Genomic DNA, 26,925 nt, shown 5'->3' on the forward strand with positions numbered 1-26,925 from the left:
AGAACACACAATTGTATTATGAGTCTTTCTAATCTTGCAACTACTTTTAGAGAACAAGCAGCAGCTAATGATGGAAACATTACTATCAACGCTGCAACTTTTACAGATTCTCAATTGACTCCTCCTGAAGGTTTGGATGAATTACTAACCAAAGCATATCAATTACCTGACGGGAAATTTTTACTAATCGATACATCTGGTACTTCTATCCCAGATCCTACAGGTGATACATTAACGATATCTGATGCAGCAGCAACTATACTCAATGTAGATAAGGCGAATACAAATGTTACTCTGGTTGTAACGGCTAATCCAAGTGGAGATGTTCAGTTTACAATACTTATCGATCTAAGCGACTGGAAATTTGATACCAGTTGGGAATACATGACTGGTGGTGTATTTGATAATATTCCTTATAGTTCTCCCGCCTTTATTTTTAGTACAGAAGATATCTCTGGGTTTTCATGGCAAAATCAAACTATACCATTAGTAACCGGACAAAACTTTGCATCACTCATTACATTAACAAAATGGCTTAAACCTGTTGTTGATTTTCTTACATCGTGGTCCTCAAGTACCCGATTAGCATTAGTAGGAAGCTTAGATCCTTCTGCTGTCAATAATGAAGATATTATTTACCCAGAAATGAATCTTTTTGTGGCTATAGATGCTACAGTAATCTCTTTAGATTTTTTAGAGGTAAGTAATCCCGGAGTAGGGTTTCAAATCAAAACAATTGAAGAATCTACAAATCAAGATCCTGATATAGAAAGAATTGGTCTTGCTGCTGATGAAGAAACTGAAAAAACACAAACTCCAGTTTTATATTTTCAACTTACATTACATTTAGGAGATGATATTTCTATGGATTTTAGTGCAGGGATTATTACAGAATCTTCTGCTTTTGACATTAATGTAACATCAGATCCTAATAAACCAGTAACTCCTTTAAACCTGTTTTCTTTAATGGCAGGCAATAATTGGTTTACGATCGTACCTCCTACTCTTCAACAATTTTTAAATAGTATCGCTTTTAAAGGGTTCAGCACATCTCTTGATTTTACTGATGGATTAAGCATTAACAGTGTATCAACATTAGTTGGATCTAACGGTGCGTGGAATCTTTTTGATAATTTTACTATCCAGGAATTTGATGTCAATTGGTTAGTTACCGGTCCTGGAACGATCAATGCTCAAAGTATCTTTTTTTCAGCTCGAGCAGATTTTTTTCCAACCATATTCAAAGGAGGTTTTGATGTAGAAATCACATCAGATCTTACTTTATCCGCTTCTTTTGATGGTACCGTTTCAATTAATGATCTATTAGCCGCTATAACCGGTGGTTTTATAAAAATACCAGAAAGCCTCGTGAGTATCGTATTAACTGGGTTTGGTATTGATATGGATATTAACCAAAAATACTATGCCTTTGCCGCTACAGGAGATGTTTCTTTTGATATTATTACCAATATATCATTAACCGATGCCGCATTACAACTTACTTCTACTTCTCCGGTAAATGAATCTGGATCAAACGTATATACAGCAGCTATCAGTGGTCTATTTACTATTGGAGATCTAATGTTGCAATCAGCAGTAAATTACAACTCTTCTACAGAAGATGGCGGATGGGATTTAACCATAGGTATGCCAGAAGGAGACAAGCTAGATCTAGGGCAATTAATAGATGGGTTATTTAAAAAAGTAGGCTTCGAATTGCCTACTAGTTTTTTGCCCGCAGATCTGGCCGTTACCAGTTTTGATCTTACAGCAGATATCCCTAACGGAGATGAAAAAGGTTCTTATGATGTAAAAACCAGTATAGAGTGGATATTTACTTTTCCTATAATCAATCAGAAAATTGATATTACTGCAGCTTTAGCCTTAAAATATGATGCTACGAAAGAAGTAGGAAAACAATATTCTGGTGGCGTAATGGGAAGCATACTTCTCGAATACTTTAATGCAGAAGTTAAAATTGGATATAATTTTGACGGAGATGACCAACTATTAATGATCGAATGGGAAGGCTTTATCGCCAAATATGATGTTGCTGCCGAAAGTCGAACAATTACTTTTGAGATCAAAAACTGGAGCGTAGGATCTTTACTTACTTCATTCATGAAAATGCTGTTTGATCCTAACTTTGAATTAGATGCTCCTTGGGATATTCTTAATAAAGTAAGCCTTGATGGTTTTAAAGTTACCTATAATCTGGATACTAAAGAAGTCGTTGTAGATTATAAACTACCTAAAAGCCTTGATTTAATATTCATCACCATTAACGGAATCAAACTTACCAAAAATGCACAAGGCGTTCAAATATCATTTGATGGTAGTTCTGTAGTACCTTCTGTCAATAACAGTAGTGTTTTTGATAAAGAAAAAGGGCAAGATGTAAAAGATATGCCAGAAGTTCCAGGGCAAGGAACGCAATATTTTGATCTGCGATTATTAGCAATGGGACAACACGTTGAATTAAATAACGCTCCCCAATATCAGTCTATTAAAGAAGTGACTGACGCTATGGAAAAAGCTTTTGAAACCCCAGAAAATGGTACAGTACCGATTGGTCCTGGATCTGGAAACTCTTTGCTTTCTTTTAACGAAAATTCTAATTGGTTAATCGCAACTGATTTTGGAGTTCTTAATGCAGGAACTAAAGAAAAACCTGTATGGACATTAGAAATGCAAGCTGTATTTAATGATCCTAACTTATATGGTTTACGAATTGCAATGGCAGGTGGTAAAGCCAAAATTTTTGCCGGTTTGGATTTTGAGATCATGTATAAAAAAATCTCAGATGGCGTAGGCGTATATCAAATAGCACTTACATTACCAGATGCATTACGTTATTTACAGTTTGGAGCCGTCAACGTTACGCTACCATCTATAGCCTTGGCGATTTATACCAATGGCGATTTTATGGTAGATATTGGATTCCCTTACAATCTGGATTTCTCAAGATCTTTTACCGTTCAGGCGATCGTTCCTCCTGGTATTCCTGCCATGGGATCAGGAGGGTTTTATTTTGGAAAATTGAGCAGTGCAACCACCAAAAAAGTACCACAAACCAATTATGGTGATTTTAATCCGGTAATTGTTTTTGGGATTGGTATGCAAGTAGGTGTTGGATACAGCATTAATTATGGTGTATTAAAAGCTGGATTTAGTGTTACTATTTTCGGAATTCTTGAAGGAGTAATTGCTACATATCATCCTTATCAGGGAGCACTTCAGGAAAACAATAAAACCGAAGTAGAAACCTCTTATTATTATTGGTTACAGGGAACTCTAGGTTTAATTGGTAAACTCTATGGTTCTTTAGATTTCGGAATCATCTCTGCTTCAGTAAATATCACGGTAAAAGTATATGCACAGGCAACCTTAGAAGCATATAACAAAATGCCTTTGGCTATTGTAGCATCGGTAGATGTAAAAGTCACGGCAAAACTCAACTTAGGTCTATTCTCTATCAAGATTAACTTTAGCTTCAAAGCAGAAATACGAACTGATCTTACAATTGGCACAGATCAAACCAGTATGGCTCCTTGGAACAGGCAACTTTCTGATTCTATTGATAGTAGATCGTTAGTATATGCAGAAAAATCAAGTTTACTAACTGTATTGCCTACCAAAACAATGCATTATGATACTAAATTGGTAGCAAGTTCAGAGGAGAAATCACCTACATTAAATATATATTTTATTCCGCATCTTACGGTAGCTGGACCAGAAAATGGCAATTTAAAGGATCAGACTGCTCAATATGTTACTACGCTTTGGATTGACGCGCCAGATGCCGAAAACCCTGATAGCACAACAATTTCATCTTTTGAGTATTTAAGTCAGGATTTCTTCAGATGGTTGATACAAAATTATGCTGATGAATCCGGTACAGAAAGTACCAGAGCTACAGCAGATGGGTCTGCAGTATCAGAAGCGGATCTTCAAATGCTACTTGCTTTATTATCCAACGAAGACAACCCAATACCAATTCCTACGGATAAGTTGTTATCATTCCTAGAAGATACTTTTGAAGCGGTAAATATTCAAAATGTGACTGAAAGTGCAAAACCTGAAACTGCTGCTGTATTCCCGATGTTCTTTGATTTAGAATTATCGGTTCCAGATGCAAAAGTTGATGTCAACTTCAATAATTATAATATGGCTACAGATGAATATTTATCTGAAGTTAAAAAATGGTTTAATGAACTGGTAGTTAAAGTATCAGAAGAAAATACCAATGCTGCTCTGAAAAAAAGCGCTTCTGTTGAGCATTCTATATCAACATTTGTTTTTGAAGATTATTTTGTATTGATAGGAAAACAGCTCATAGGATATGCAGAGGATGCTTTAAAGAACTATACATATCCTTTATCAAACGGTAATAGTTTAAGTGCGATGGCCAACTGGGCAAACAGCATTAGTACTTCTGATGGTACAACTAATACTGTAAAAATTAGTGATATCTCTAAAGCTAATCAATCACACCCACTAAATAGTGAAATCAATGTTCAAATCACAGGAGTGATGTATACGATTCTAGATGGGGATAATTTTGTTTCTATTGGAGCAAAGTATGCATTAGAAACTGCTTTACTTATTACTCAAAATGCAGTCATTCCTGGATTATTACAAGTTCAAGAGATCACTTATAATTCTAATACCTATACAGTCAAAATTACTGATACTATTACTGATGTAGCTACTGGATTACAAACTACAGTTTCTGATTTGGCTAATGATTCGGATTTCCAAAAGAATACACTTTTAACCACTGAAGCAGTATTGATTATAGCAGCTGCAAATTATATAGCAAAAAGTGAAGATACCTTCTCTTCTATTGCTAGTACAGTTTATGACAACATTTCTGTTTCTGATCTCTTATTACAAAACCAATCTGTTCCGGGATTATTTATAACTGGCAATTCATTTACGTACGATACTACTACATATGATATTGTACCAGGTGATACACTTACAGGCATTGCAAAAAAACTAAGTACACCTACCACAACCGTAACCGTAAATGATCTTGCTAATGATACTCAGGTTCAAACATTACAGGTACAACCTTTAGGTGCATTATTAATTCAACCTTTTACACATACGACTGCTTCTTTCAGTAATCCGGATGACGCAGAAACTTTAGGTAAAATTGCTCAAAAGTACAGTACTACTTCAGAAATATTAGGAACAAACTATACTAACCAACAGCTAAACAACTTATTCTATGATTCTGATAATTACAGTACAGCAAACATACCTGGATTAAGGTGTTTAGATGTACAAAGTATATTAGATTATTTTAAAGCAAATCAATCTTATACACAATTATCTGGTATGGTATCCAGATATCAACTTCACGGGATGAGGTTACCAACAACATTACCTGGATTGACACTCAACGCAGATTCGTCTTGTACTGGTGATGATTGTGCATTATATCAATTAACAGGGCAGCAGTTTGAAATCCCTGCTGACGTTAAAGAAGGATTCACAATAAATTTAATTAATACCACACTGGATTGGTTACAATTTAATGGAAACGTACCTTCTGGAGATCCAAAAGAAGCCATATTACCGATAACATTAACGACAGAAGATATCTCACAAATCTCTACAGTAATTGATTATGCTCAAAAAACAGGTATTGAACCAGATATTCTAAAACTGACTCCTATCACGCCTTATAATTTGATCCCGGTTCAATATACATTCCAAACTGTTACTCAATGGAGCACTTCAGGAGTAGTAAACCTTCCTTATGGCAGTTTAGGAAATCAAACTGACATTTCTCCTCTTATCTGGAATTTCCCATCAGGGCTTCTGCAACAGATTGCTTTACCAAAACGAGCTGGATCAGCGATGGATATTCAGATAGGAACGTATAATGCCACAACTGGTGTTATGGATTATAAAAATTCTGACTATTATGGCTGGTCGACCCTCTTAGAAATAGATATCAAAAAACAAGCTGATGATACAGCTCCAGGAACTAGTGCTTTTACCTACGAATTAATTGGGGCCAATGAATCCGGTACTCAAATTCTCGAAAGATTACTAAGAGTTTTAGATCCTAATTCTGGTAATAACAATCAGGGAGTAATTGAGGATATACAGTGGCTATACGAAGGAAGTGACGGATTACTTTCTGTTGGAAATATTAACATGAAAACGTTTGTTGTTCAATCTAATTTATCGACAGAAACAAATCCTGCACAACCTTCTTCTGCTTTATTAAGAAGTGTCGCAGAATCTCCAGAATCTAATGGGGTTTTAAATACCCTCTACGACTTTATAAAGCTACTATGGGAGTGTAGTATTACGAGATCCGGAGGATATTATCTGTTATATAATGAAATTGAAGACAATACTGGTTTTCCAGATACTATTTTTGACACTTCAGACAATGCCTCTATCTCATTGCTTGTAACCTACAGCAAATCTTATGATAATGTTCTTACAGACTTTATGAATTGTGCTATAACTGGTGATAAAATAGATACTTCATCTTCTATCGTTTATGCAGAATCCAAGGCTCAAGAAGATCTAAATTATACAACAACCTCAGCCAATGAAACGTTGCAAAGTATTTCGTCTCAATACAATATTTTAATTAGCGAACTTGCCAAGCTCAATGAAACTGATGTAAAACTTAACACCTCTGCAAGTCCTATTACTCTTACTGGATTGCAATACGAAGTAGGTCTTCCTTCGGATACTCCGTCTAATACCCTAACCGCTATTGCAGATTATTTTAATGTAGACCCGAATGATGTTAAAAGTCTAAATCCTGATATTACAGATTGGGATAATTTACCAGTATGGCAATTAATAGAAATCCCTACGGTTACTTATCAAATAACTACAGGAGAAGGCACTCCTGGCAATACTATGCAAAGTATTGCAGCTTATTATTTTATTGATGTTGATACCCTATCATTTATAATTAGAAATGATGCTGTTTTTGCAAACAATACAACATTTACGATAATTGATCAAATAGTACATAAAGTATCTTCAATACAACAAGGTACAGCAGGTTTTGAATTAAACCGTACAGATCCTGGAACTCCTCCAGATAATCCAAGTGATTCTGGGTATGCCGAAATTTATTTAAATAACCTATACAATTTATTGAATTATCAAGTTGTAGCTAATCGATATTTTAATAAAAGTATTGTTGGATTACCATCTGGTCCAGCTAATCCTGATGACCAAAACAAAGAAAATACAGATTCACCTTGGAATTACAACCAGGTAATTCCTATTGCTCAATATGCAGTAGACAATCCTAACAACTCTTATCCAGAAGGATATCCTCAAAAAGACGATAATCCTTATAGAGGCATCGGAAACACTTTACAAATACATTTTGACTGGGTTGATTATTATGGTAATGAAACGGTAACACCATTTAGTGATCCAGAATTAAACACTAATTCACCACTTAATAATCCACCAGTTCAAGTAGGGTATCTTGATGAACTAAAAGGGTTCTCACAATGGCCTAGCCTTTTTATCACCTATGATGTAAAACTAGAAAATGATATTGATCCAGAATTATTATTAAATTTCTCTTTTGACATTACGCGATATCAAAATACCGATGGTAAACCTTGTGTATCTGACCCTAATGATCCTGATGCTCCTGATTATCAAAAAAATGCTTTACACGATTTAGCGATTTACACAAACATTTATTATCAAATCAATCAATATAACCCTGATAAAAAAGATCAGAATACGGTTACACTCACATTAAGCACTTCTTTACTGCCTGGTATCGAAACCAATGTTGATTTAGGGCCTATTAATGATTTTGTAAAAGAAATTTATACTTATTTATATGCCATTGCATACTGTAAAACTGTTGGTTCGGCTCCTTCAATGAATTCTCTAAAACAACCTGTTACTATAGCAGATCTGGAAACCGCTTCTATTTTTGAGTTAACTGTAGTATTGGACATGGAGAGAGATCTTTCTTTTGTAAATAATGATTTTAAAGATAGTCCATCGGTTACATCAGCAAGTACAGTAGTTCAACCAAACACATATATTCCAGATGGTGAGCAAGAGAATAGTGCTGGAGAAAAAGTTCAAAATCATTCATTAACAGAATTTGCAATCAATTTTGAAAAAACTTTCTATCAAGAAAACGAATACGTGCTTAAAATTGCTACAGGAGTAAATGAAGCGCTGGCTGGTAGTCAAAACAATCAAGCTATTTATATTGTAAGAATGGGATTAAAACCTGATAATGGTATCTATTGGAATGTAGAACCATCAGGATCTTATGAACTTACCAATGATTCCATTGCTAAACTTACTTCTTCTGGAGTTCCTACTTCGGTAACCGACAAGCTTACATCTTTGATAGGTACTATATACTCTAATAGAACAAGTTTTGATACAGCGCTACAAGGAGTTTTAACAGATGAAGAATTTACCACCTATCAAGTACAGATTTATACTTATAGTTTATTAAATGCTTCTTTCTATGCTCCTTTACCAATTTCTACGAGTCTAACTTCTAAAAATGATGTCCCTATATGTTCGTATGTTACTGGTAAAGGATTAGATTGTGATAAAGGCTCTGTTAAGAACTTTACAGGTATTGATATGGATATTTGGGGTAAACAATGTCTAGATGCTATTGATCTATTCTTAGGTTCAGAATTTGCAGTACCAGGATTTCTAGTAGATCAATTAAAATCTGAAGAAGAAAAAGCATTTTTACAACAACAAGGAATTGATGCTACATCATATCTTGAAGCCATAACAAATTCAAAATCGTTACTTGCAGAAACTATCTCAACCAAAGTAGCACCTATTCTAACTGCACCAGAAGTAAGCACCTCTGGAACATTAAGTGCACAAGAAAAGTTTAAACAACAATTACTGATGCAGTTAGGAAACACGTATACTATTAATGCGGTAGTACAAATGCAGGTAACCGCTCAATCCGGAATAACAAGAGAAGATCCTGATCAGATTGCTCCGCGATTATATGGTACTCCTGGCATTGTTAATAATACTGAAGAAGATAGCAAGTTATATTCAATATCGAATGCTAAGATTCAATTGGATTTTGAAGATGGAGAAAAAACATCAGATATGTCTTTTATCTTCTCAACAAAAAATGCCAAAGAATTTACTACAGTACCTCTTGATATGGATTATCAAATTACTCATATCGAATTTGATATTACAGATGTACCTGATGTAAAAGGATATCAGGCCTCACAATGGTTAACGTTTATAGTGCCAATAAATCTGGCAGAAACCGCAGAACCTGATTTTGATAACTCACCATTACAGCAGTCTTTAGGAACTGTAGATATTCCTATTGTACTGCGTAACTATCCTAAACCGCCAACATTAACAACTCAAGAAGGTAATGCGGTATCGGTATCTGGTGATACGACCAAGGAGATACTTGAAAAAGCTTCTGAATGGAATTTTACTTATACCTATTCTGAAGATCAAGCGGCACAGGATCAAATCTATTCAGATATTACATTCAATACTTTTGATAATCAACTAAACGCTGCTTTACGTAGTAGCAGTGCCAGAAATCTATTTAATGATATGGCTCAGATGATAAGTGTATGGACGCCTGTACTAAATGATATGACCAAATATTTAACACTCATATCTCCATCATCTGATGAAACTGATCCTAATCTTGATAATGCATTTTATGCAATGCAAGCTATGGTACAATTGACTAACAACCTTGCCCTAGCCTGGAGTCAGTATAATAAAAACACTGCATTCTTAAAATCGTCTCAAGAGACAATAAGTGCCTATGATTTTATTATACAGCAAAAAGAGGACCTACATTTTACTACTACTTGTGATTGTCAAGATAATGAAGAATGCAAACGTCTGGTAGTTACTATAGTTCCTCCTCAAGATATGTCTGAACTTGATAAACAACTATTTATTAATGAATTAACTGTTCAACAAGCTGATATACCTAATATTCCTGTAATTAATATCAAAGATTACACAAGAGTACAAGCAACCGATGAATCTGGAACACCTATTGAAAACTCATATTGGTATGTAAAAGATCCGGATGCAAAAACAAAAGAATATTTAGGATATCCTTGTTCTTTTGAAATTCCGGATAGAACCGTTGAGGTAAGTGGATTAAATGTATTACAATTCCAAAATACGTGGGCAGGGATCGCAGTGATTAGAAACGAAGGTTTGGTAGAAGACAATCCTACAAACAATAATTTTATTTACCGTACTCCATTAGTCAGGTTCTCTAATAAACTAATTCCATTACTAAGTAACAATACACCAATTGATATTGCCAAAATAGTAAATGAGAATGGAAGCACATTACCATTATCAGAGCATTTAGCTACATTCTTTAAAACATTTTTCACCTATGATGAATTAGCACAACAAACCATCAAAATAAGTGGTGCATGGAACTATTCGTTGCAGGCAAAATCCGAAAGTGATTTACCATCAATCCAACTACCGATATTATTATACACTCCTTTTTCCTTTGAAATCCCTGGAGATTATGAAATCCCAACAGGAGGATGCCCGGGAGAAATTACAGCCGATACTCCTTTTGTGTGTCAATTGGCAGAAGCTTTAGGAAAATGGTATCAAGAGAACAAACCAACAACTACAGATGCATATTTTTCATTTGACCTATCCGTGTTCTCTGCAGTAACCGAAACTCAGTTACCACTGATCCAATTATCTAATTTGACACTTCCATATAAAAATATTAAAGGATTATAAATAAAAAAATAGACAAGGGTAGTTAATACTGCCCTTGCCTATCTCTGGTTAACAAAAACTAAATTAGTGAAACAAACTCTATAATATCAATTAGAAATCTATAATTGATATTCTTATTAAAGGCTAAAATTAACTCTCGCAAATAAAAATCTACCGGAATATCCAAATTGAGAAGTTCTTCTTGAAAATACGAACTGATCTCCTGCTGTTCCTCCTGCTCTATTCTCATCTGGATATACATCTAGCAGATTATTGGCTCCAATAGTAATATTTAGGTTTTCAAAAAGCTCTGTGGATACAGAAAGGTCAGTAACTATTTTTCCTCCATAAATTGCATCATCACTTACCGGTGTGCCATCTACTCTTGGGTCTCCATTAAAATCATCAGGATCCGTAACTTCGCCAAAGAACACATTTCTAAGTAAAACATTATATTTTCCTATAGAAAGGGCATTAGTAAGACTTAGTTTAGTTCTTGGTTGCGCTAAAGTTAAAAACGCTTCTTCCTGAGCGTCAAAAAAGTTTCCTCCTTGACCGGCATTAGCAATTCTTTCTGGTACACGAATTTCTTCTACTTCAGTTTTTGCAAAAGTAGCGGACAAATCACTTTTTAATGTAGTATTTTCTCCCAGCTCAGCTTTATGAGCAATAACTACGTCAATACCTTGTGATTTAGTATCAATAGCGTTCACAAAGAAACGTGCACTAGTGGCTCCAGCAGCCTGGAATATTTGTGTTAATTCTGGATCTCCTCCATTACCAAAACTACCACTATATACAATTCTATCATCTATATTGATCAAATATGCATCGGCGGTGATCGTAAAGTTTTGAATTTTTGCAGTTAGTCCTAAACTATAGCTATCAGAGGTCTCTTCTTTTAATTGAGCAATCCCTATTAAAGCAGCTGCTCTACTATCATTAGTAAATGTCCCTTGTTCAAAAGGTTGGTTATCTACAAAAACAGTACTCGTTCTGCTAAAAAACTGCTGGTGTAATGAAGGGGCTCTAAAACCTGTACTATTAGCTCCTCGCACAGATAAATTTTCTGATATCTTATACCGTGTTGCCAGTTTGTAGTTAAATGTATCTCCAAAATCAGAGAAGCTTTCATATCTTCCGGCAAGGCTTACCAGCCAGTCCTCTGTAAAATCAGCTTCCAGGTCAATATATCCTGCAATACTATTTCTATATTTATCAGTTTCATTATTGGGGTCATATCCTCTAAATACTTGCGATCCTCCACCTAATACTGCTCCGGTAAAATTATTACGTACTAATTGATCATCTGGTGTAGCACTATTTACTGGGTTTCCGTTAATATCATAACTAGTATAAGAAGCTTCTTCTCCAGCTTCAATCGCATAATTTTCTACTTTATATTCTGCTCCTAATGCAACATTAAATCCGCTAAAAATATCTTCATGAAATCTATTAATATCAAGATTGGTAGTGTTTTGCATAAAACTCAATGCTCCGGCATCAAATGTACGAGGCGTAGCAACTCCTAGTGTTCCGTTACTTGAGTTACCAACTGTAATATCAAAGGTATTGATCCCGTAGGTATTTGAAAAATCAACATCCCATTCTTTGACTTTTCCTTTAATTCCTATGGCAATGGATTTATCTACGATATCGGTTCCTATGTTGGGTAAAAAACCATTTGGAAATGCTGGAGTATTGGCACGACCATCTCCTTGTGCTGGTCTTCTATAAAACCCTGATGCCAGACCTTCTCGATAACTTATTCCTCCAAAACTATAAATCTCGGATTCTTCACTTAGCGGAATAGACATATTGGCAAAGAATTTTCCTTCTCTTAATTTGGCAGTACCTACTTTAAATCTAAAATCAGCACGAGTTAATCCACGTGCAGCCAGTTCATCTTCATCTGCATCAAAATCTAATAATCCTCTAAAAGTATCAATATCTGCAGGATTACTCACATCCAGAGCTGCAATCTGATCTCTTGTTGCCTGATCAAGATATGTAATTCCTTGTGCTGCGGTTTGATAATCTGCCAATGTCATTTCGGCTACATTTCCTCCTCCAGCAGCAAATACACGTTCTGCGGCGTGATATCCTCTAAAAATATCACCTTGATAATCACGGTTACGTAATGCCGGCTCTCTAGTTGCTAAAGACCCCGTAAAATTGATATACCCTCCGTTCTCTCCTATTGGTAATCCGTAATTAGCTTCTATTTTCACTTTTTCTCCATCACTACCGCCATCAAACTGATTAGAATTCTTACTAAAATTAGCTCCTGTAGTTACTGTAAGATCTAGTTTACCGGTTGCTTTTTTCAATACAATATTAATCACACCTGCTATTGCATCAGAACCATATTGTGCAGCAGCACCGTCACGTAACACCTCTATACGTTGGATAGCTGCTGTAGGAATTGCATTCATATCGGTTCCTACACTACCTGCTCCAACAGTACCATTTACATTTACCAAAGAAGTATTATGTCTTCTTTTCCCGTTAATTAATACTAATACCTGATCTGGTCCTAATCCACGAAGGGAAGCAGGATCAATATGGTCTGTTCCATCAGAAACAGTTTGTGTTTGTGATGTAAAAGAAGGTGCTACATAGTTTAAAATTTCATTTACCGACGTTTGCGGTCCTTGTGTTGCTATTTCAGTAATATCAATTACATCAATTGGTACAGCTGTTTGAGTTGCCGTACGGCTTGGGTTTCTAGACCCTACAATAACAACATCGTCTAATTGTGCTGATGCATCTTTTAAGGTTACCGAAATAAAATCTTTTCCTGTCACATCAACTTCGGTAGTCTCAAAACCTATGTATGAAATAACCAGTATTGAAGCGTCTCCAGATAAACTAATGGTAAAATTACCTTCAAAATCTGTTTGCGCTCCAGTAGAAGTACCTTTTACTAATACATTGGCTCCAGGAAGTGGGCTTCCGTTAGAATCTTTTACATTACCCTTAATTTCTCGTTGTAACTTCTCTTTTTCTTTACTTGGATCCGCTTTTTTTAATACTACTTGTTTTCCTATAATAGCATAAGAAATGTCTGTATTTTCAAAAAGTAATTGTAGTACAGTATCTAATGTTTCTTTTTTAACCTTGATCGAAGTAACCTGACTCAGATCGACTTCATCGGTTATATAGAAAAATTTATACGAAGTCTGATTTTTAATCTCCTCTAATACCTTAGTAATGGGAGTTTTCTCAAAATCCAATTCTATTCTGCCCTGCGAAAAACTTGAGATCGCAGTCATCTGAAAGATGGAAAAACAAAATAAAACCAGTGTAAGCCTCATTTTTAATCTAATTGATTTGCGCGCTATACTTAAATTAAGCGTGCTGTTACCCTTTTTTTTCATAATTTTGAAAAGTTTGGTTATTAGTACTCAGTTAATTAATAATCCTACAAGTGAGGGAAGTGTTGCAGCACTTCCTTTTTTGTGTTTTTAAGGATTGATTGTAATCTTCTTATTTTCTATCATATATGTAAAATCTATAGTTTCTGAAAAGACATTTAGGATCTCTCTTACATTTTCAATATCAAACTCTCCTGTAAAACGTGTATTATTTAGTTTTTTATTATTGCTTATAATATCAACATCATAAAGTCTTTCGATTCTCTTATATGCCTCTGCAAAAGATTCGTTTTGCAGTACAATCTTCTTATCCATCCAGGATGTATACAGCGAGGTGTTAACCTTCTTTTTACGTAATTCATTACCACTTTTAGTAAAGATAGCCTGATAACTTGGTGATAATCTAAGAATATTAGAAGAATTATCTTCCTCCTTAATTGCCACTGCTCCTTCAACAAGAGTGGTTTTAATTGTTGCATCTTCTGCATATGAAGATACGTTAAATTGCGTTCCTAATACCTCTACATCCATACTACCAGTTTTTACAATAAACGGTTGTTTCTTATTTGTAGTAACATCAAAAAATGCTTCTCCTTCGAGATAAACCATTCTATTTTTTTCAGAACCTATAAATTGTTGAGGAAATCTAAGTGTACTCGCAGCATTTAACCAAACTTTGGTTCCATCAGATAGCGTGAGTTGAAAAATTTTCCCTTTTGGAATAGAAATTTCTAAATATTCTGTTTTAGCAATAGCTTTATCCCCACTCATCACGAGTTGATCCTTATCTTTTTTAGCAACCAGGGCTCCAACGTTATTCGTAATATCGGTTTTATTCTCAAAATCCATGTAGGTAACTGTCCCATCTGATTGTACTATTTTGATTTTATCAGACGATGTTTTGTCGATGGTAACAATTTCTGTTTTACTATCAACTATTGAAGATTCAATACCGGTATAATAATACACTCCAAAAAGAATTCCAGCTAAAACTGCAGCAAAAGAAGCGACTCTTAACCACGGTTGCAGTTTTATTGTTTTGGTCTGTTTATCATTTATACTATTAACAAAACGATTATACGCAGTATTGGGGTCTGTATTTATTTCGTCTTTGGTAACATACCAAGATTGTATTTCTTTTTTAAAAATTACTTTATGTTCAATATCCTCTTCCAGCCATTGCTTTAATATTTCCTTCTCAGAGGATGTAATATCCTTTTCTAGATACTTCTTTATAATTGTTAAATAATTATTCATTCCTTTTATTTTCTACACTCATGATGCAGAAAAAACAAAAAACCCCTACTATATTTTAATTTTTTTTAATTTAGCTGCGTAAATTCGTGATGAAAAACAATAAACAGCAAATAGAAAAACCTTTAATTGATGGTCTTATAGACGGTAATAGAAATAGCTATAAAATCTTGTTTGATAAGTACTATAGCTGGTTATGTAATTATATCTATAAACTATCTGGAGATGCTTCTTTGTCTGAAGATTTAGTTCAAAATGTTTTTCTTAAACTTTGGGAAAAGAAAACTTCTTTACGGATCACTACTTCATTAAAAAGTTATCTTTTTAGATCCTGTCACAACGAATTTCTTATGTATTTGCGTCAACAAAAAAGAGAATATGATGCACTCGATGAATTAAAGTGGCAATCTCTTTTTGAACTCTATTCTGAAAAAGAAGAAGATAAGACGGAAGCAGATTGGATACGACTTGAAAAAGCTATTGAGCAACTCCCAAAAAAATGCAAAGAAGTATTTAAACTCAGCCGATTAGAACAAAAAAAACATAAAGAAATAGCAGAAATTTTAGGTATTTCTACAAAAACTGTTGAAGTACATATTAGTAAAGCTCTACGGTTTTTAAAAGCTAATATCTCTATTTTTTTTCTGTGATTATAGTACGAAGCGCCTTACCATCTAACAACCTACAGATCAAACATATAAATACTATTCTTTTTAAGAATCATCTATAATAATTGTTAAAAATTAACAAGTTTAACTTTTATTTTAACAATTAATAAAAAGCTTGCATCATACTTTTTGTTAAATTTGTTTAACTATTTTACAAAAAAAGTGAACAACATTAAGCAGAATTTTAGCATTAAAGACCTTGAGAACCTCTGTGGCGTTAAGGCGCATACCATTCGGATTTGGGAAAAGAGATATGAATTGCTTACTCCAGACAGAACTCAAACTAATATACGCACCTATAATTTAAAAAGTCTTCAAAAATTATTAAACGTAACATACTTAGTTAATAGTGGTTACAAGATTTCAAGAATTTCTAAACTTAATGAAGACGAAATTAATGAATATGTAAGAAGAATCGTATCTGATAATAGCACTAAAAATCAAGCTATTAATTCTTTTAAGATTGCGATGCTTAATTATGATCTCAATCTTTTTCTAAACACTTATGAACATTTATTAGAAAAAAGAACCTTTAGACAAGTATTTTGTGATGTCTTTATTCCTTTATTGAATGAAGTCGGAATGTTATGGCAAACGGATACCATTAATCCATCTCATGAACACTTCATTTCTAATCTTATTAAGCAAAAATTATTAGTCAATATTGAAAAAGTACAATTTATAAAGCCTACTAAAACAGACAAAGCCTTTATATTATATCTTCCAGAAAACGAGATACATGAGCTAGGGTTATTGTTTATCAATTATGAAATTTTATTAAGAGGTTATAAAGCTATCTACTTAGGAGCCAGTATCCCTTTGGATAGTCTTCCTAGTATGTTAGATTTTCATCAAAATACCATTTTTGTATCGTATTTTACAGTAAAGCCCGAAAAAGAAAGAGTTACAGATTATGCAAAAGAATTTAATAAATTAGTATGTACCCATAAAATCAGTGAATTCTGGATGTTAGGTAAACAGACTATTAATATTTCTAAAAATAGCGCTCCTAATCATCGTTATTTTGATTCGATTAGTGATTTAATTACAGAGCTTTAATCATAACCCATATTTTTTATGTCAAAAAAAGTAATAATTATAGGATCAGGCTTTTCGTCTCTTTCTGCCTCATGTTATCTAGCTGAAATGGGGTATGATGTTACTATTTATGAAAAAAACAATACCGTGGGCGGCAGAGCGAGTCAATTAAAGAAAGAAGGATTTACTTTTGATATGGGACCATCCTGGTATTGGATGCCTGATGTTTTTGAGAAATTTTTCAACGACTTTAATTCCTCTGCATCAGATTTCTATACTTTAGAAAAGCTAAACCCAGCTTATAAAGTTTTCTTTAAGGATGGCAAAAACATTTCTATAGCAGATTCTTTAGAAAAAATATATGCAACTTTTGAAGAGGAGGAAAAAGGAAGTTCTGAAAAGTTAAAGAAATTCATTAATACTGCAAGAGACAATTATGAAGTTGCCATTAATAATTTAGTGTATCGACCTGGAGTTTCTCCTGCAGAATTAATGACCAAAGATACGATTAGGAGGTTGGGTAGATTCTTTAGTACGATATCTAAAGATGTACGTCGAGATTTTAAAAACGAAAAACTGATCAAAATTCTTGAATTTCCAGTTTTATTTTTAGGTGCTAAACCCAGTAATACTCCTTCTTTTTACAGCTTTATGAATTATGCTGATTTTGGTTTGGGTACTTGGCACCCTAAAGGAGGGATGTATCAAGTAATTCTGGGAATCGAAAAATTAGCGCGCTCGCTAGGAGTAACTATTTATACCGATACTACTGTAGAAAAAATACGAGTTGAAAATGGAGTCACTCAAGGGATTCTGGTTAATAATAATAAAATTGATGCCGATATTGTAGTTTCTGGTGCAGATTATCATCACACTGAAACTTTACTGGATCTTAAGTATCGTCAATATTCTGAAAAATATTGGAATACAAAAACCTTTGCTCCTTCTTCATTATTATTTTATGTAGGTTTTGATAAAAAGCTTAAGAATGTGAATCATCATAACCTATTTTTTGATACCGATTTTGATGAACACGCCAGAGAAATATACGATACTCCCAAGTGGCCTAAAGAACCTCTTTTCTACGCTAATTTTACTTCGTTAACAGATTCTGATACTGCTCCAAAAGGATGTGAGAATGGGTTTTTCCTAATCCCATTAGCTCCTGGACTTGAAGACACAGAAGAATTAAGAGCTACATATTTTGATAAAATACTAACCCGTTTTGAAAAGATCACAAATCAAAATGTTAAAAATAGTATTATCTTTAAAAAGTCCTTCTGTGTAAATGATTTTATAGAAGTGTACAATTCATATAAAGGAAATGCGTACGGAATGGCAAATACACTACTCCAAACAGCATTTCTAAGACCTAAGCTAAAAAGTAAAAAAGTAGATAATCTGTTTTTTACTGGCCAGCTCACCGTACCAGGTCCCGGAGTACCTCCATCGTTAATCTCTGGAAAGCTGGTAGCAGGATTAATTGAAGCTCATCATCAATCACCCAAAAAGGCAGCACTGCTTACCCATTAACGCAAATCCCGATCCTTATGAAAGCTATCTTTGATATTGTTTCTTATTCATGTAGTAAAATTGTTACTAATTCTTATAGTACCTCATTTTCCTTAGCCTCTAAAATGCTATCTGATTCTATCAGACAGGACATTTATAACATTTATGGTTTTGTTAGGTTTGCAGATGAGATTGTGGATACATTTCATGATTATAACAAAGAAGAATTATTCAATTGTTTTGAAGCTGAAATGTATAAGGCTATAGCTGATAGAATTAGTCTTAATCCTATTCTTAACTCTTTTCAAAAAACAGTTCACCAATATGATATACAACCCGAGCTATATGAAGCTTTTATGAAAAGTATGCGACTGGATCTCCATAAAACTAATTATCTAACCAATCAGGAATATAAAGACTATATCTATGGATCTGCAGATGTTGTAGGGTTAATGTGTTTAAAAGTTTTTGTAAACGGAAATGAAGAAAAATATCACGAATTAAAAGAAAGTGCTATGCATTTGGGATCTGCTTTTCAAAAAGTAAACTTTTTACGAGATCTTAAAGCCGATTATGAAGATTTAAATAGGACCTATTTTCCTGATACAGATCTTAATCACTTGGATGAAACTTCAAAAACTAGAATCATTAAAGAAATAGAAAGTGATTTTGAAAAAGGAATAAAAGGTATAATGAAATTACCTGTCGAAGCTAAATTTGGTGTTTACACAGCTTATATTTATTATAAAAAATTACTAAACAAACTTAAAAAAACACCTTCTTTAGAGATCAAAAACACACGTATTCGTGTTCCCAATTATCAAAAAATAGGTTTGCTTGCTAAATCTTATTTTGATTACCGATTAAACTTAATTTAGTATTATTTTTGTGTAAAACTCACTCATGAAAATCTTTATTCAAATAGTATCATTTCTTGCCGCTTTTGGCATTATGGAATTTATGGCTTGGTTTACTCATAAATATGTAATGCATGGATTTTTATGGTCTCTTCATAGAGATCATCATCATAAAGATCATGGCAGCTGGTGGGAACGTAATGATTTTTTCTTTGTATTTTATGCAATAGTTAGTATGTCCTGCATTTTTTTTCATGATAGTGATACTTTTTGGGTGGGCAGGCCTATAGGCCTAGGTATTTTAGCATACGGAATAGCATATTTTATTGTTCATGATATATTTATACATCAACGCTTTAAGCTATTCAGAAATGCAAATAACTGGTATGCAAAAGGTGTGCGACGTGCACACAAAATACATCATAAAAACATAGGTAAAACCAAAGGAGAATGCTTTGGTATGTTAATAGTGCCCTTAAAGTATTTTAGAAAAAGTTACTCTGCTAGTAGTTGATCTATCGTTTCTCGTACTTTATCACTATTCCAGTTTGCAGCCCCTACTTTATCAATAATTATATTTCCTTTTTTATCTATTAAGTACGTGGCAGGTATCGATTTACTTATAAAAGGTTTAGGGTGTTCTGACAGCGATCTGTATATGGGATAATTATAATCTTTATCACTCATAAACTTATTTAATTCTGGATCATCATCTGTAGTCACAAAAAGAAAAACCACTTTATCTTTATAATCATCATATAACTTTTGAAAAGAAGGCATTTCCGCTATACAAGGAGGACACCAGGTAGCCCAATAATTAATAAGTACTACTTTATCCTTAGCAGTGTTAAAGTTGATCGATTCTGTATTTACTCCATGCAATTTCCAATTATATGAAGCCACTTGAGTTCTCTCGTCTACATTAACAATCCCAGGACTAAATGAAAAAATTCTGGTAAGTAAGATCTGCATCATCCCTCTCGTATTTGGGATAAAAAACAGGATTAAAATAATTACAAAAATCAGGTTAGAGATCTTCTTTTTATTGAATTGCATATATCAAAAATTAAATCGAGACTACTTCTTTTGTCTATAAAAAAACAAAGCCTTACAAAAGTATATAATTGTATAAAAACCTAGTGTCTTATTTTATAATTAATAACAATAATGTATTATATATCAAAAATAAAGCGCAATCATAGATTGCGCTTTTGCTAACAAAAAAACAACAGCAGTTGAACTATCGGGATACGGTTCCTGAAGGGAATGAAGCCGCATTAAGTCCAAATGTATAGCTTGCTGGTGCTGTGTCTGTTCCTGCAGTTCCTACTAATGGCTTTAATAGAAAGGGAGCAGGAGAATTATCTGGATCTGGTTCTACAGAAATAACTACCATTCTGTTTCTGATATCTAAAGGAAATGTTTCTCCTGTTGGCGCATTTCTTAAGAAATCTTCACCTGGAATTTGTGGCCCGTTAGAAGCGGTTCCGCTAAATCCATCAGCATCTCCTACATTATCATCAAAATCATTAACAGCTGTAAATGTTCCTGTAGACAAAGGTCCTGAGTCACCAATTACCCACCCTTCATATTTCCAACCTGGATTTAAGGTTGGTAATGTTAAGCTAGGAGAAGGGGGCATTCCTGGTATTCCAAACCATACTCCGTTTTCGTCATTTCCATTATTAGGGGATCCTGGAGCTTCATCTGTTGGAGCTCTTAAAAAGAAACTTCCGGCAGAAGCATTAAAATCTCCATCGCCTACTGGTCCTAATCCTACTGTAGCTGTATTCCCAGTTCCAAACTCTGCTCTAAGAAGTTTTGTTGGTGCGGGGTCAGAACTTGGATCTGGATCTGGTTCAATAGATAATACAAATGCAGTTGCAGAATTTAAGGTGGCTGCATCAATACTAAATGTAGTCTGAGATAATTCTCCAGAATCATTTACTGAAAATGTTCCTGTAGAAACTGGTGCGTTATCAACGATTACCCATCCTTCATATAAGTAACCATTACCTAAATCTTCTAATCCAGAAAGATTAAGAGTTAAGTTAGATACAGGGGCTCCTGCATCATCATCATTGTTACAAGAGACTGCAATAAAACCCATTGCAAGTACTCCTATAATTGCTTTTTTAAACATTGCTTTTTGTTTTATAATTATTACATTATAAAATTACTCAGATAAAAATTTTTGAAATGTTAGCTAACTAACATTAAGCAACATTTTTTAATCGAATCTCTTTTCTATTGAAATCCAATATATTAGATTCTTTTAATTCGTTAAGGATAATATTAAGTGTAGGTCTCGAAGCTCCAATTAGATTAGCAATATCCTTTTGTGTATAGGGATGTTGAATAACAGTATCTCCAGTATTAGGACAACAATATCCATAGTCCTCTTTAAGTTCATCAAGAAATTCAAGCAACCTGGTTTTGGTATCTTTAAAAAGAAGTAATTGTAACCTTCTTTCTAATCGTTTAAAACGCATCCCGATAAATTTGTAGATATTAAGACTAAAACTGCGATTATCACGCATTAATTCATGCATAGTATCGACATCTATAGGACAGATTGAAGTAGTATTATCTACAGATTGTGCAAATTCTGTTCTTCGATTTTCTCCTAAAATTGCTTTTTCTCCAAAAATTTCACCTTTGGTGAGAATTGCTTTGATGACTTCTTGTCCATCTTCAGAGTAATACCCTATTTTAACTTTACCCTTTTCAATTAAATATACTTTATTGGCAGAGTCTTCTTCAAAATAGATGTAATCACTCTTTTTGTAAGCATCAAAATCGTGTTCTTCTTTAAATCTTTTAAATTTATGAGGACATAACATTTTGAAAAGATCAGCATCCTCAAAAAACCATATAGTACTCATGATGTTTGTGTTTTACGTTGTGAGTTGTAAATAAAAATACAGTCGTGAATATGAGTAATTCCTTACTGTTAAAGGGAAAAAACTGTATGTTTTCCGGTCTCTTTTATATTAATAAAACAGTTTTTTTACTAAAAACCCTAAAATTTATGGTTCATAAAAAAACTCTCAAAGAAGGTTTCTTTGAGAGTTTATAACTGTAATTAACAATGGTTTATTGTAAGAGTCTTTTTCTGATGGTTGATAAATCTTCTTCGACTACTAATTTTCCGTTTTTAAATATTGTATTTAATAATCCTTCATTTTCTTCTTTTATTGATACCTGATCTTTAAATCCAATTGTACCATTTTTTTGATATAATTGAATGAGTCCTTTTGCAGATTTTTTAGTTCCATCATCAGTAATTGGATCTTTAAAAATTTCTCTTCCTTCTCCTTTTACTTCTACATAAGTAGCCTTCATTGCAAATCCAAATGTATCTCTGGTATTGTACTGATAAGTAAAACTTCCTATCCCTAATACCACGTTTGTAGAAGCAAATCCTTTTTGCTTAAGGCGTTCACAAATCTGAGTAGCTCTTTCTATTGTAATACTATCACCATATATAGCTCCTATTTTGGGATTTAACACCTTATATCCTTGATCATTTATTATTCCTCCAAACTCATCCCAAAGTAATTCTATAACTCCTTTTGCTACTGCAGGGTCTTTGTGATCACAACCGCAAATAATATCTACAGGATCTCCTGAATCTGGTCTGATTACCAACTTACCTTCTCTTTCCAAAATTTCTTTCTTAAGTTTAGGAAGGTATTCTGTTAATACTTTCCATAAATCCCAGGTATCTGAAACTACAGATAAAATACCGGTTGGATAAGTTTCTAACAATCTCTTAAATGTTCCTATTTCGTCATCCTTACTTCCTGCACACATAACACTGTGTTCTGTAGCGTTAACACTACCTATTACCAATTCTTTTGTTACGTCTGCATTGTAGTATAATTCATAGGCTTTAGCTACCGGTAGAGTATCACTTCCTGAAAAGGAAAGTGCATGTCCCATACCACTCAATATTGAAGATTCTGTGCCAGACATTCCTCTCATTGAGAAATCATGTCCTTGCCATGTAATAAATTCTAGGTTTTCTTTATCCGTTTGAGATGCATAAGTACTAAGAATTTTTTGATACTGCTTCGCAATAGTAGCAGATGTACAAGGCTGCCAGATGATATTAGATAATAAGGTTTCCAGATAATTAGTTAACCAAAAAAAATCTGGTCGTGTATTTACCAATGTAAACATAGGAACTCTAATTGGCACCTCTGTTCCTTCTGGTAACGCTTTAATTTCAATTGGCAAATACCCCAAATCATGTAATGCTTCGATATGAGTTGTATCATAATCTACTCCCAGATAATGATCTACATATTTTTTATATTCTGATACAACGGTAACTTTAGGTTGATCAAAAAAGTCTTCATTAAACTTCTTTATCAAGTATTCTTTAATAAAATACTGCAATCCAAAGAACACAACATTATCTATTCCTTCAATTCTACTCTTTCTTGGAGTCCAGTTGGAATATACTAATGTTGTACCATTAGGGTATTGCTCTCTGTGACCTAATTTGTAACCATCTGTTAATAGTAGTGGATTCATCTTTGAATTATTTTGCGTTATTTATACGCAAATATAAAGTATTTTGTTCAAACTAAAAATAAATTGTTGCTCATATTTCAAAAAGCACTTATAAATTACTCTTCTTCAGTATATTTTTTATTGAGGTATACAGAAAAAACTTTTTGAAAATCTATAATTGTAATTTTCTCTTCCTTGGTGATTTTTCCGTTTTTATATTCTCGATAATAATTTTCATTCTTAAAAAACCTAATTCCATCTTTAATTCTTCCTTTTTCGTCTGAAGAAAAATCACCTATGGCATTTGGAGGATCATCTACCTTATTTTTAGTCAAAAACCCTTTATATACAATTATATCCTCCAAAAATTGATTAAAAATATCCACAGGATCTTTTGCATTATAAATTTCTAATTGATTAAAAATCTCTACCATTATCTGAGCTTCATCATATACTTTAAATGTAGTATCAAAGTTTTGATAGGACAATCCCTTGACTTCGCCAAACTCTTCATAAATACTTATATAACTATCAGCAGGGAATATAGATTTTTGCTCATCAATGTTTTGCATTCTGATCAAGGTCGAATCATTTTTAAGCAACTCGGCTGTTATGAAATTATTTTTCGAAAAAAGTTTAATTTTATAACCCTGATCTTGCATAGACTTCATCTCTATTACATTCTTTCTTTTTTCAAAACTGATCCTATTAAAATAATGTATTGCAAAAATATCGACATGAAAGCCTTTAATTTTACCCTCTTCATAGTATTCTGCTAATATCCCATCTTTTATATAATGATGTTTTACTCCATCATAAATTTCTCCATCTTTATAAATAGATTTAACACCTAATTTTAATCGATAATCTCCTTCTGAATCATCGTTATACATTTGTTGTAATACATCAGTAGAATAATTATATTTCTTAATTCCTTCTTCGTAATAATCTACTGTAAATAGTTCAACATCGTCTTTTTTGAAATACCCATTATAAGGTTTTTCTTTTACATATATTCCTTGGTAAAAACTCTTTGGATTTTCTATAATTACAAAAGAATTATCTTTTTTTATTGATTTCATTTCTTGCGCGGTACTACAGTTATAAGTAAGAATTACTAAAAAACATATGATGGTTTTCACAATTGTATAGTTGGTTGTTTTTTCATAAAATAAACTCATGGTATCAAAATTAAAATAGTCTCTAAAATTAGCCTACACTAATATTTATGAAACAAATATGAATGTATTTACCTTCTAAAAACACCCTGTTTCCCGTGAAATAGATACAGTTATATACCTCATATTATAGAGATAAAATGTTATCAACATCTCATATTACCCTATACGATCTTATCTAATCATATTGAATACTTAACCTATTCAGTATTTTATAGTACATATTAGCTCTATTTAAATATATTGTATCTTTTCTAAAATTTTTTTAACAAACTCTTTTACCTATTTAAAATTTTAAACAGAAGATGTCTAACCAAAAAAAAGTTTCTTTTTTCCATTTATTATTACCAATCCTATTTCTTATTATTCTTATAGTTTATGGATTAATCATTCAACCCAAACTTTTAAATCAACCTCCATTTCCTTTAGAGGTTATTTTTCTTTTGGCTACAGTTTTCTCTTCGGCTCATTTATTATTTCTTGGTTATTCGTGGAAAACTATTCAAGATTCTATTGTAGCTAAACTTTCAAAAGGTTTTCCGGCAGTACTGATTTTATTTGCAATAGGGATTATTATAGGTACCTGGATTATAAGCGGTACTATACCAATGTTAATTTATTATGGGATCAAACTCATTAATCCCAGTTATATGTATATCCTAGCTTTTCTTGTTCCAATTATATTTTCTACCATGACAGGTACTTCCTGGGGATCTGTAGGAACTATAGGAGCTGTTATTATTGGGGTTGCTTCTTCTGTTGAGGCAAATTTAGGTATTACCGCGGGTGCTATTATTGGCGGGGCATATTTTGGAGATAAGATGTCACCTTTATCTGATACCACTAATCTTGCCGCAATGGCCGTGGATATAGATTTATATGATCATATTAGATCTATGATGTATACTACTATACCTTCTGCTATAATATCTTCGATAGTATTTTTTTCTATGGGTTTTGTTTATCCTCCATTAAGAACAGAAATAAATGGTGTTGAGATTACAGAAACTCTATCTGCTATAGAATCTATGTTTTCTTTTAATATTTTTCTTTTAACCCCTCCATTAATTGTATTGTACGGATCTTTAAGAAAAAAAGAAACTTTACCTGTTTTGTTGGCTTCGGCAATTGCTGCTTGTGTTCTTGCTTTAATTTTTCAGAAATTCGGAATTGATGATGTGATGACCGTATTAAAAAGTGGATTCAACACAAATATGGCTCCCTGGATATCAGAAGTACCAGAACAATTACATAAACTTTTTAATAGAGGTGGGCTTTTTGAACTTAATGAAGTTATTGTTTTTACACTTATGGTTCTCACTTTTATTGGTATTATTGATGTTACTAATGCAATGCCAAATATTGTAAACCGTGTTTTTTCTTTTGCAAAAACAAGATCTGCAATTATATTATCTTCATTATTTTCTACTGCATTTACAAATTCTATTACCTCAAATCAAAGTGCGACAAGTTTTATCATTGGTGATGCTTTTAAGCGAAGATATGATGAATATAAGATTTCAAGACGCGTACTTTCCAGATCAATTGAAGATTATGGAACCATGCTAGAAAGTGTTGTTCCGTGGACAGCAACCACTTTGTTTATGTCTACTACATTAGGGGTTAATTTTGAGGACTATTGGCACTGGCAATTATTGTCTCTCATCAATCTCATAATTGCTCCTCTCCTAGCTATTTTAGGTATTGGTTGTTTTTACGACAAGAAAAAGGATCTCAAATAATAAACATAATACATTTCGAT

General features: G+C 33.2%; 14 protein-coding genes. 7 read left to right on the plus strand and 7 right to left on the minus strand.

Annotation, left to right across the window (positions count from 1 at the left end; translation table 11 throughout):
* Positions 1 to 18: 18 nt before the first annotated feature.
* Complete coding sequence (locus tag U0D62_RS19115; RefSeq protein ID WP_322288934.1) at positions 19 to 10,779, plus strand: LysM peptidoglycan-binding domain-containing protein; 10,761 nt, start codon at positions 19 to 21, stop codon at positions 10,777 to 10,779.
* Between the two features lie 116 nt (positions 10,780 to 10,895).
* Here the strand turns inward: U0D62_RS19115 and U0D62_RS19120 are convergent, their stop codons facing one another.
* Positions 10,896 to 14,033: a TonB-dependent receptor gene (locus U0D62_RS19120; RefSeq protein WP_322288935.1), complete on the minus strand. Its 3,138-nt coding sequence runs from the start codon at positions 14,031 to 14,033 to the stop codon at positions 10,896 to 10,898.
* A 192-nt stretch (positions 14,034 to 14,225) separates the two neighbouring features.
* The gene (locus U0D62_RS19125) at positions 14,226 to 15,392 is read right to left on the minus strand and encodes a FecR family protein (protein ID WP_322288936.1); all 1,167 of its coding nucleotides are present in this window, start codon (positions 15,390 to 15,392) and stop codon (positions 14,226 to 14,228) included.
* Positions 15,393 to 15,481: 89 nt separating this feature from the next.
* Between U0D62_RS19125 and U0D62_RS19130 the strand changes: the two genes are divergently transcribed.
* The 5 genes from U0D62_RS19130 to U0D62_RS19150 all read left to right on the plus strand — a co-directional run bounded on the left by U0D62_RS19130 (position 15,482) and on the right by U0D62_RS19150 (position 19,978).
* Positions 15,482 to 16,039 (plus strand): RNA polymerase sigma factor, encoded by a 558-nt coding sequence (locus U0D62_RS19130; RefSeq protein ID WP_322288937.1) that lies wholly within the window; start codon positions 15,482 to 15,484, stop codon positions 16,037 to 16,039.
* Positions 16,040 to 16,219: 180 nt separating this feature from the next.
* Positions 16,220 to 17,116 carry a MerR family transcriptional regulator gene (locus U0D62_RS19135; RefSeq protein WP_322288938.1) on the plus strand — a complete coding sequence of 299 codons (897 nt, stop codon included), beginning with the start codon at positions 16,220 to 16,222 and terminating at the stop codon, positions 17,114 to 17,116.
* An 18-nt stretch (positions 17,117 to 17,134) separates the two neighbouring features.
* Positions 17,135 to 18,628, plus strand: a complete 1,494-nt coding sequence (locus U0D62_RS19140; RefSeq protein ID WP_322288939.1) for a phytoene desaturase family protein — start codon at positions 17,135 to 17,137, stop codon at positions 18,626 to 18,628.
* Between the two features lie 17 nt (positions 18,629 to 18,645).
* A complete protein-coding gene (locus U0D62_RS19145; RefSeq protein ID WP_322288940.1) occupies positions 18,646 to 19,485 on the plus strand; it encodes a phytoene/squalene synthase family protein in 840 nt (279 codons plus the stop codon).
* 25 nt (positions 19,486 to 19,510) lie between these two features.
* Positions 19,511 to 19,978 (plus strand): sterol desaturase family protein, encoded by a 468-nt coding sequence (locus U0D62_RS19150; protein WP_322288941.1) that lies wholly within the window; start codon positions 19,511 to 19,513, stop codon positions 19,976 to 19,978.
* Here the strand turns inward: U0D62_RS19150 and U0D62_RS19155 are convergent.
* From U0D62_RS19155 to U0D62_RS19175, 5 genes are all read right to left on the minus strand, one after another.
* On the minus strand, positions 19,960 to 20,439 hold the full coding sequence (locus tag U0D62_RS19155) for a TlpA family protein disulfide reductase (protein ID WP_322288942.1): 480 nt from the start codon (positions 20,437 to 20,439) through the stop codon (positions 19,960 to 19,962). The genes U0D62_RS19150 and U0D62_RS19155 overlap by 19 nt on opposite strands.
* A 265-nt stretch (positions 20,440 to 20,704) precedes the next feature.
* A complete protein-coding gene (locus U0D62_RS19160) occupies positions 20,705 to 21,607 on the minus strand; it encodes an anti-sigma factor domain-containing protein (RefSeq protein ID WP_322288943.1) in 903 nt (300 codons plus the stop codon).
* Positions 21,608 to 21,680: 73 nt separating this feature from the next.
* The gene (locus tag U0D62_RS19165) at positions 21,681 to 22,349 is read right to left on the minus strand and encodes a Crp/Fnr family transcriptional regulator (protein ID WP_322288944.1); all 669 of its coding nucleotides are present in this window, start codon (positions 22,347 to 22,349) and stop codon (positions 21,681 to 21,683) included.
* Positions 22,350 to 22,560: 211 nt separating this feature from the next.
* Positions 22,561 to 24,006, minus strand: coding sequence for a nicotinate phosphoribosyltransferase (locus U0D62_RS19170; protein WP_322288945.1), 1,446 nt, complete (start codon positions 24,004 to 24,006; stop codon positions 22,561 to 22,563).
* A gap of 95 nt (positions 24,007 to 24,101) precedes the next feature.
* Positions 24,102 to 25,127: a hypothetical protein gene (locus tag U0D62_RS19175; RefSeq protein ID WP_322288946.1), complete on the minus strand. Its 1,026-nt coding sequence runs from the start codon at positions 25,125 to 25,127 to the stop codon at positions 24,102 to 24,104.
* A 341-nt stretch (positions 25,128 to 25,468) separates the two neighbouring features.
* Between U0D62_RS19175 and nhaC the strand changes: the two genes are divergently transcribed.
* Positions 25,469 to 26,905, plus strand: a complete 1,437-nt coding sequence (nhaC, locus tag U0D62_RS19180; RefSeq protein WP_322288947.1) for a Na+/H+ antiporter NhaC — start codon at positions 25,469 to 25,471, stop codon at positions 26,903 to 26,905.
* Positions 26,906 to 26,925: the final 20 nt, after the last annotated feature.

The sequence above is a fragment of the Aquimarina callyspongiae genome (assembly GCF_034322225.1).
Taxonomy (GTDB): Bacteria; Bacteroidota; Bacteroidia; order Flavobacteriales; family Flavobacteriaceae; genus Aquimarina.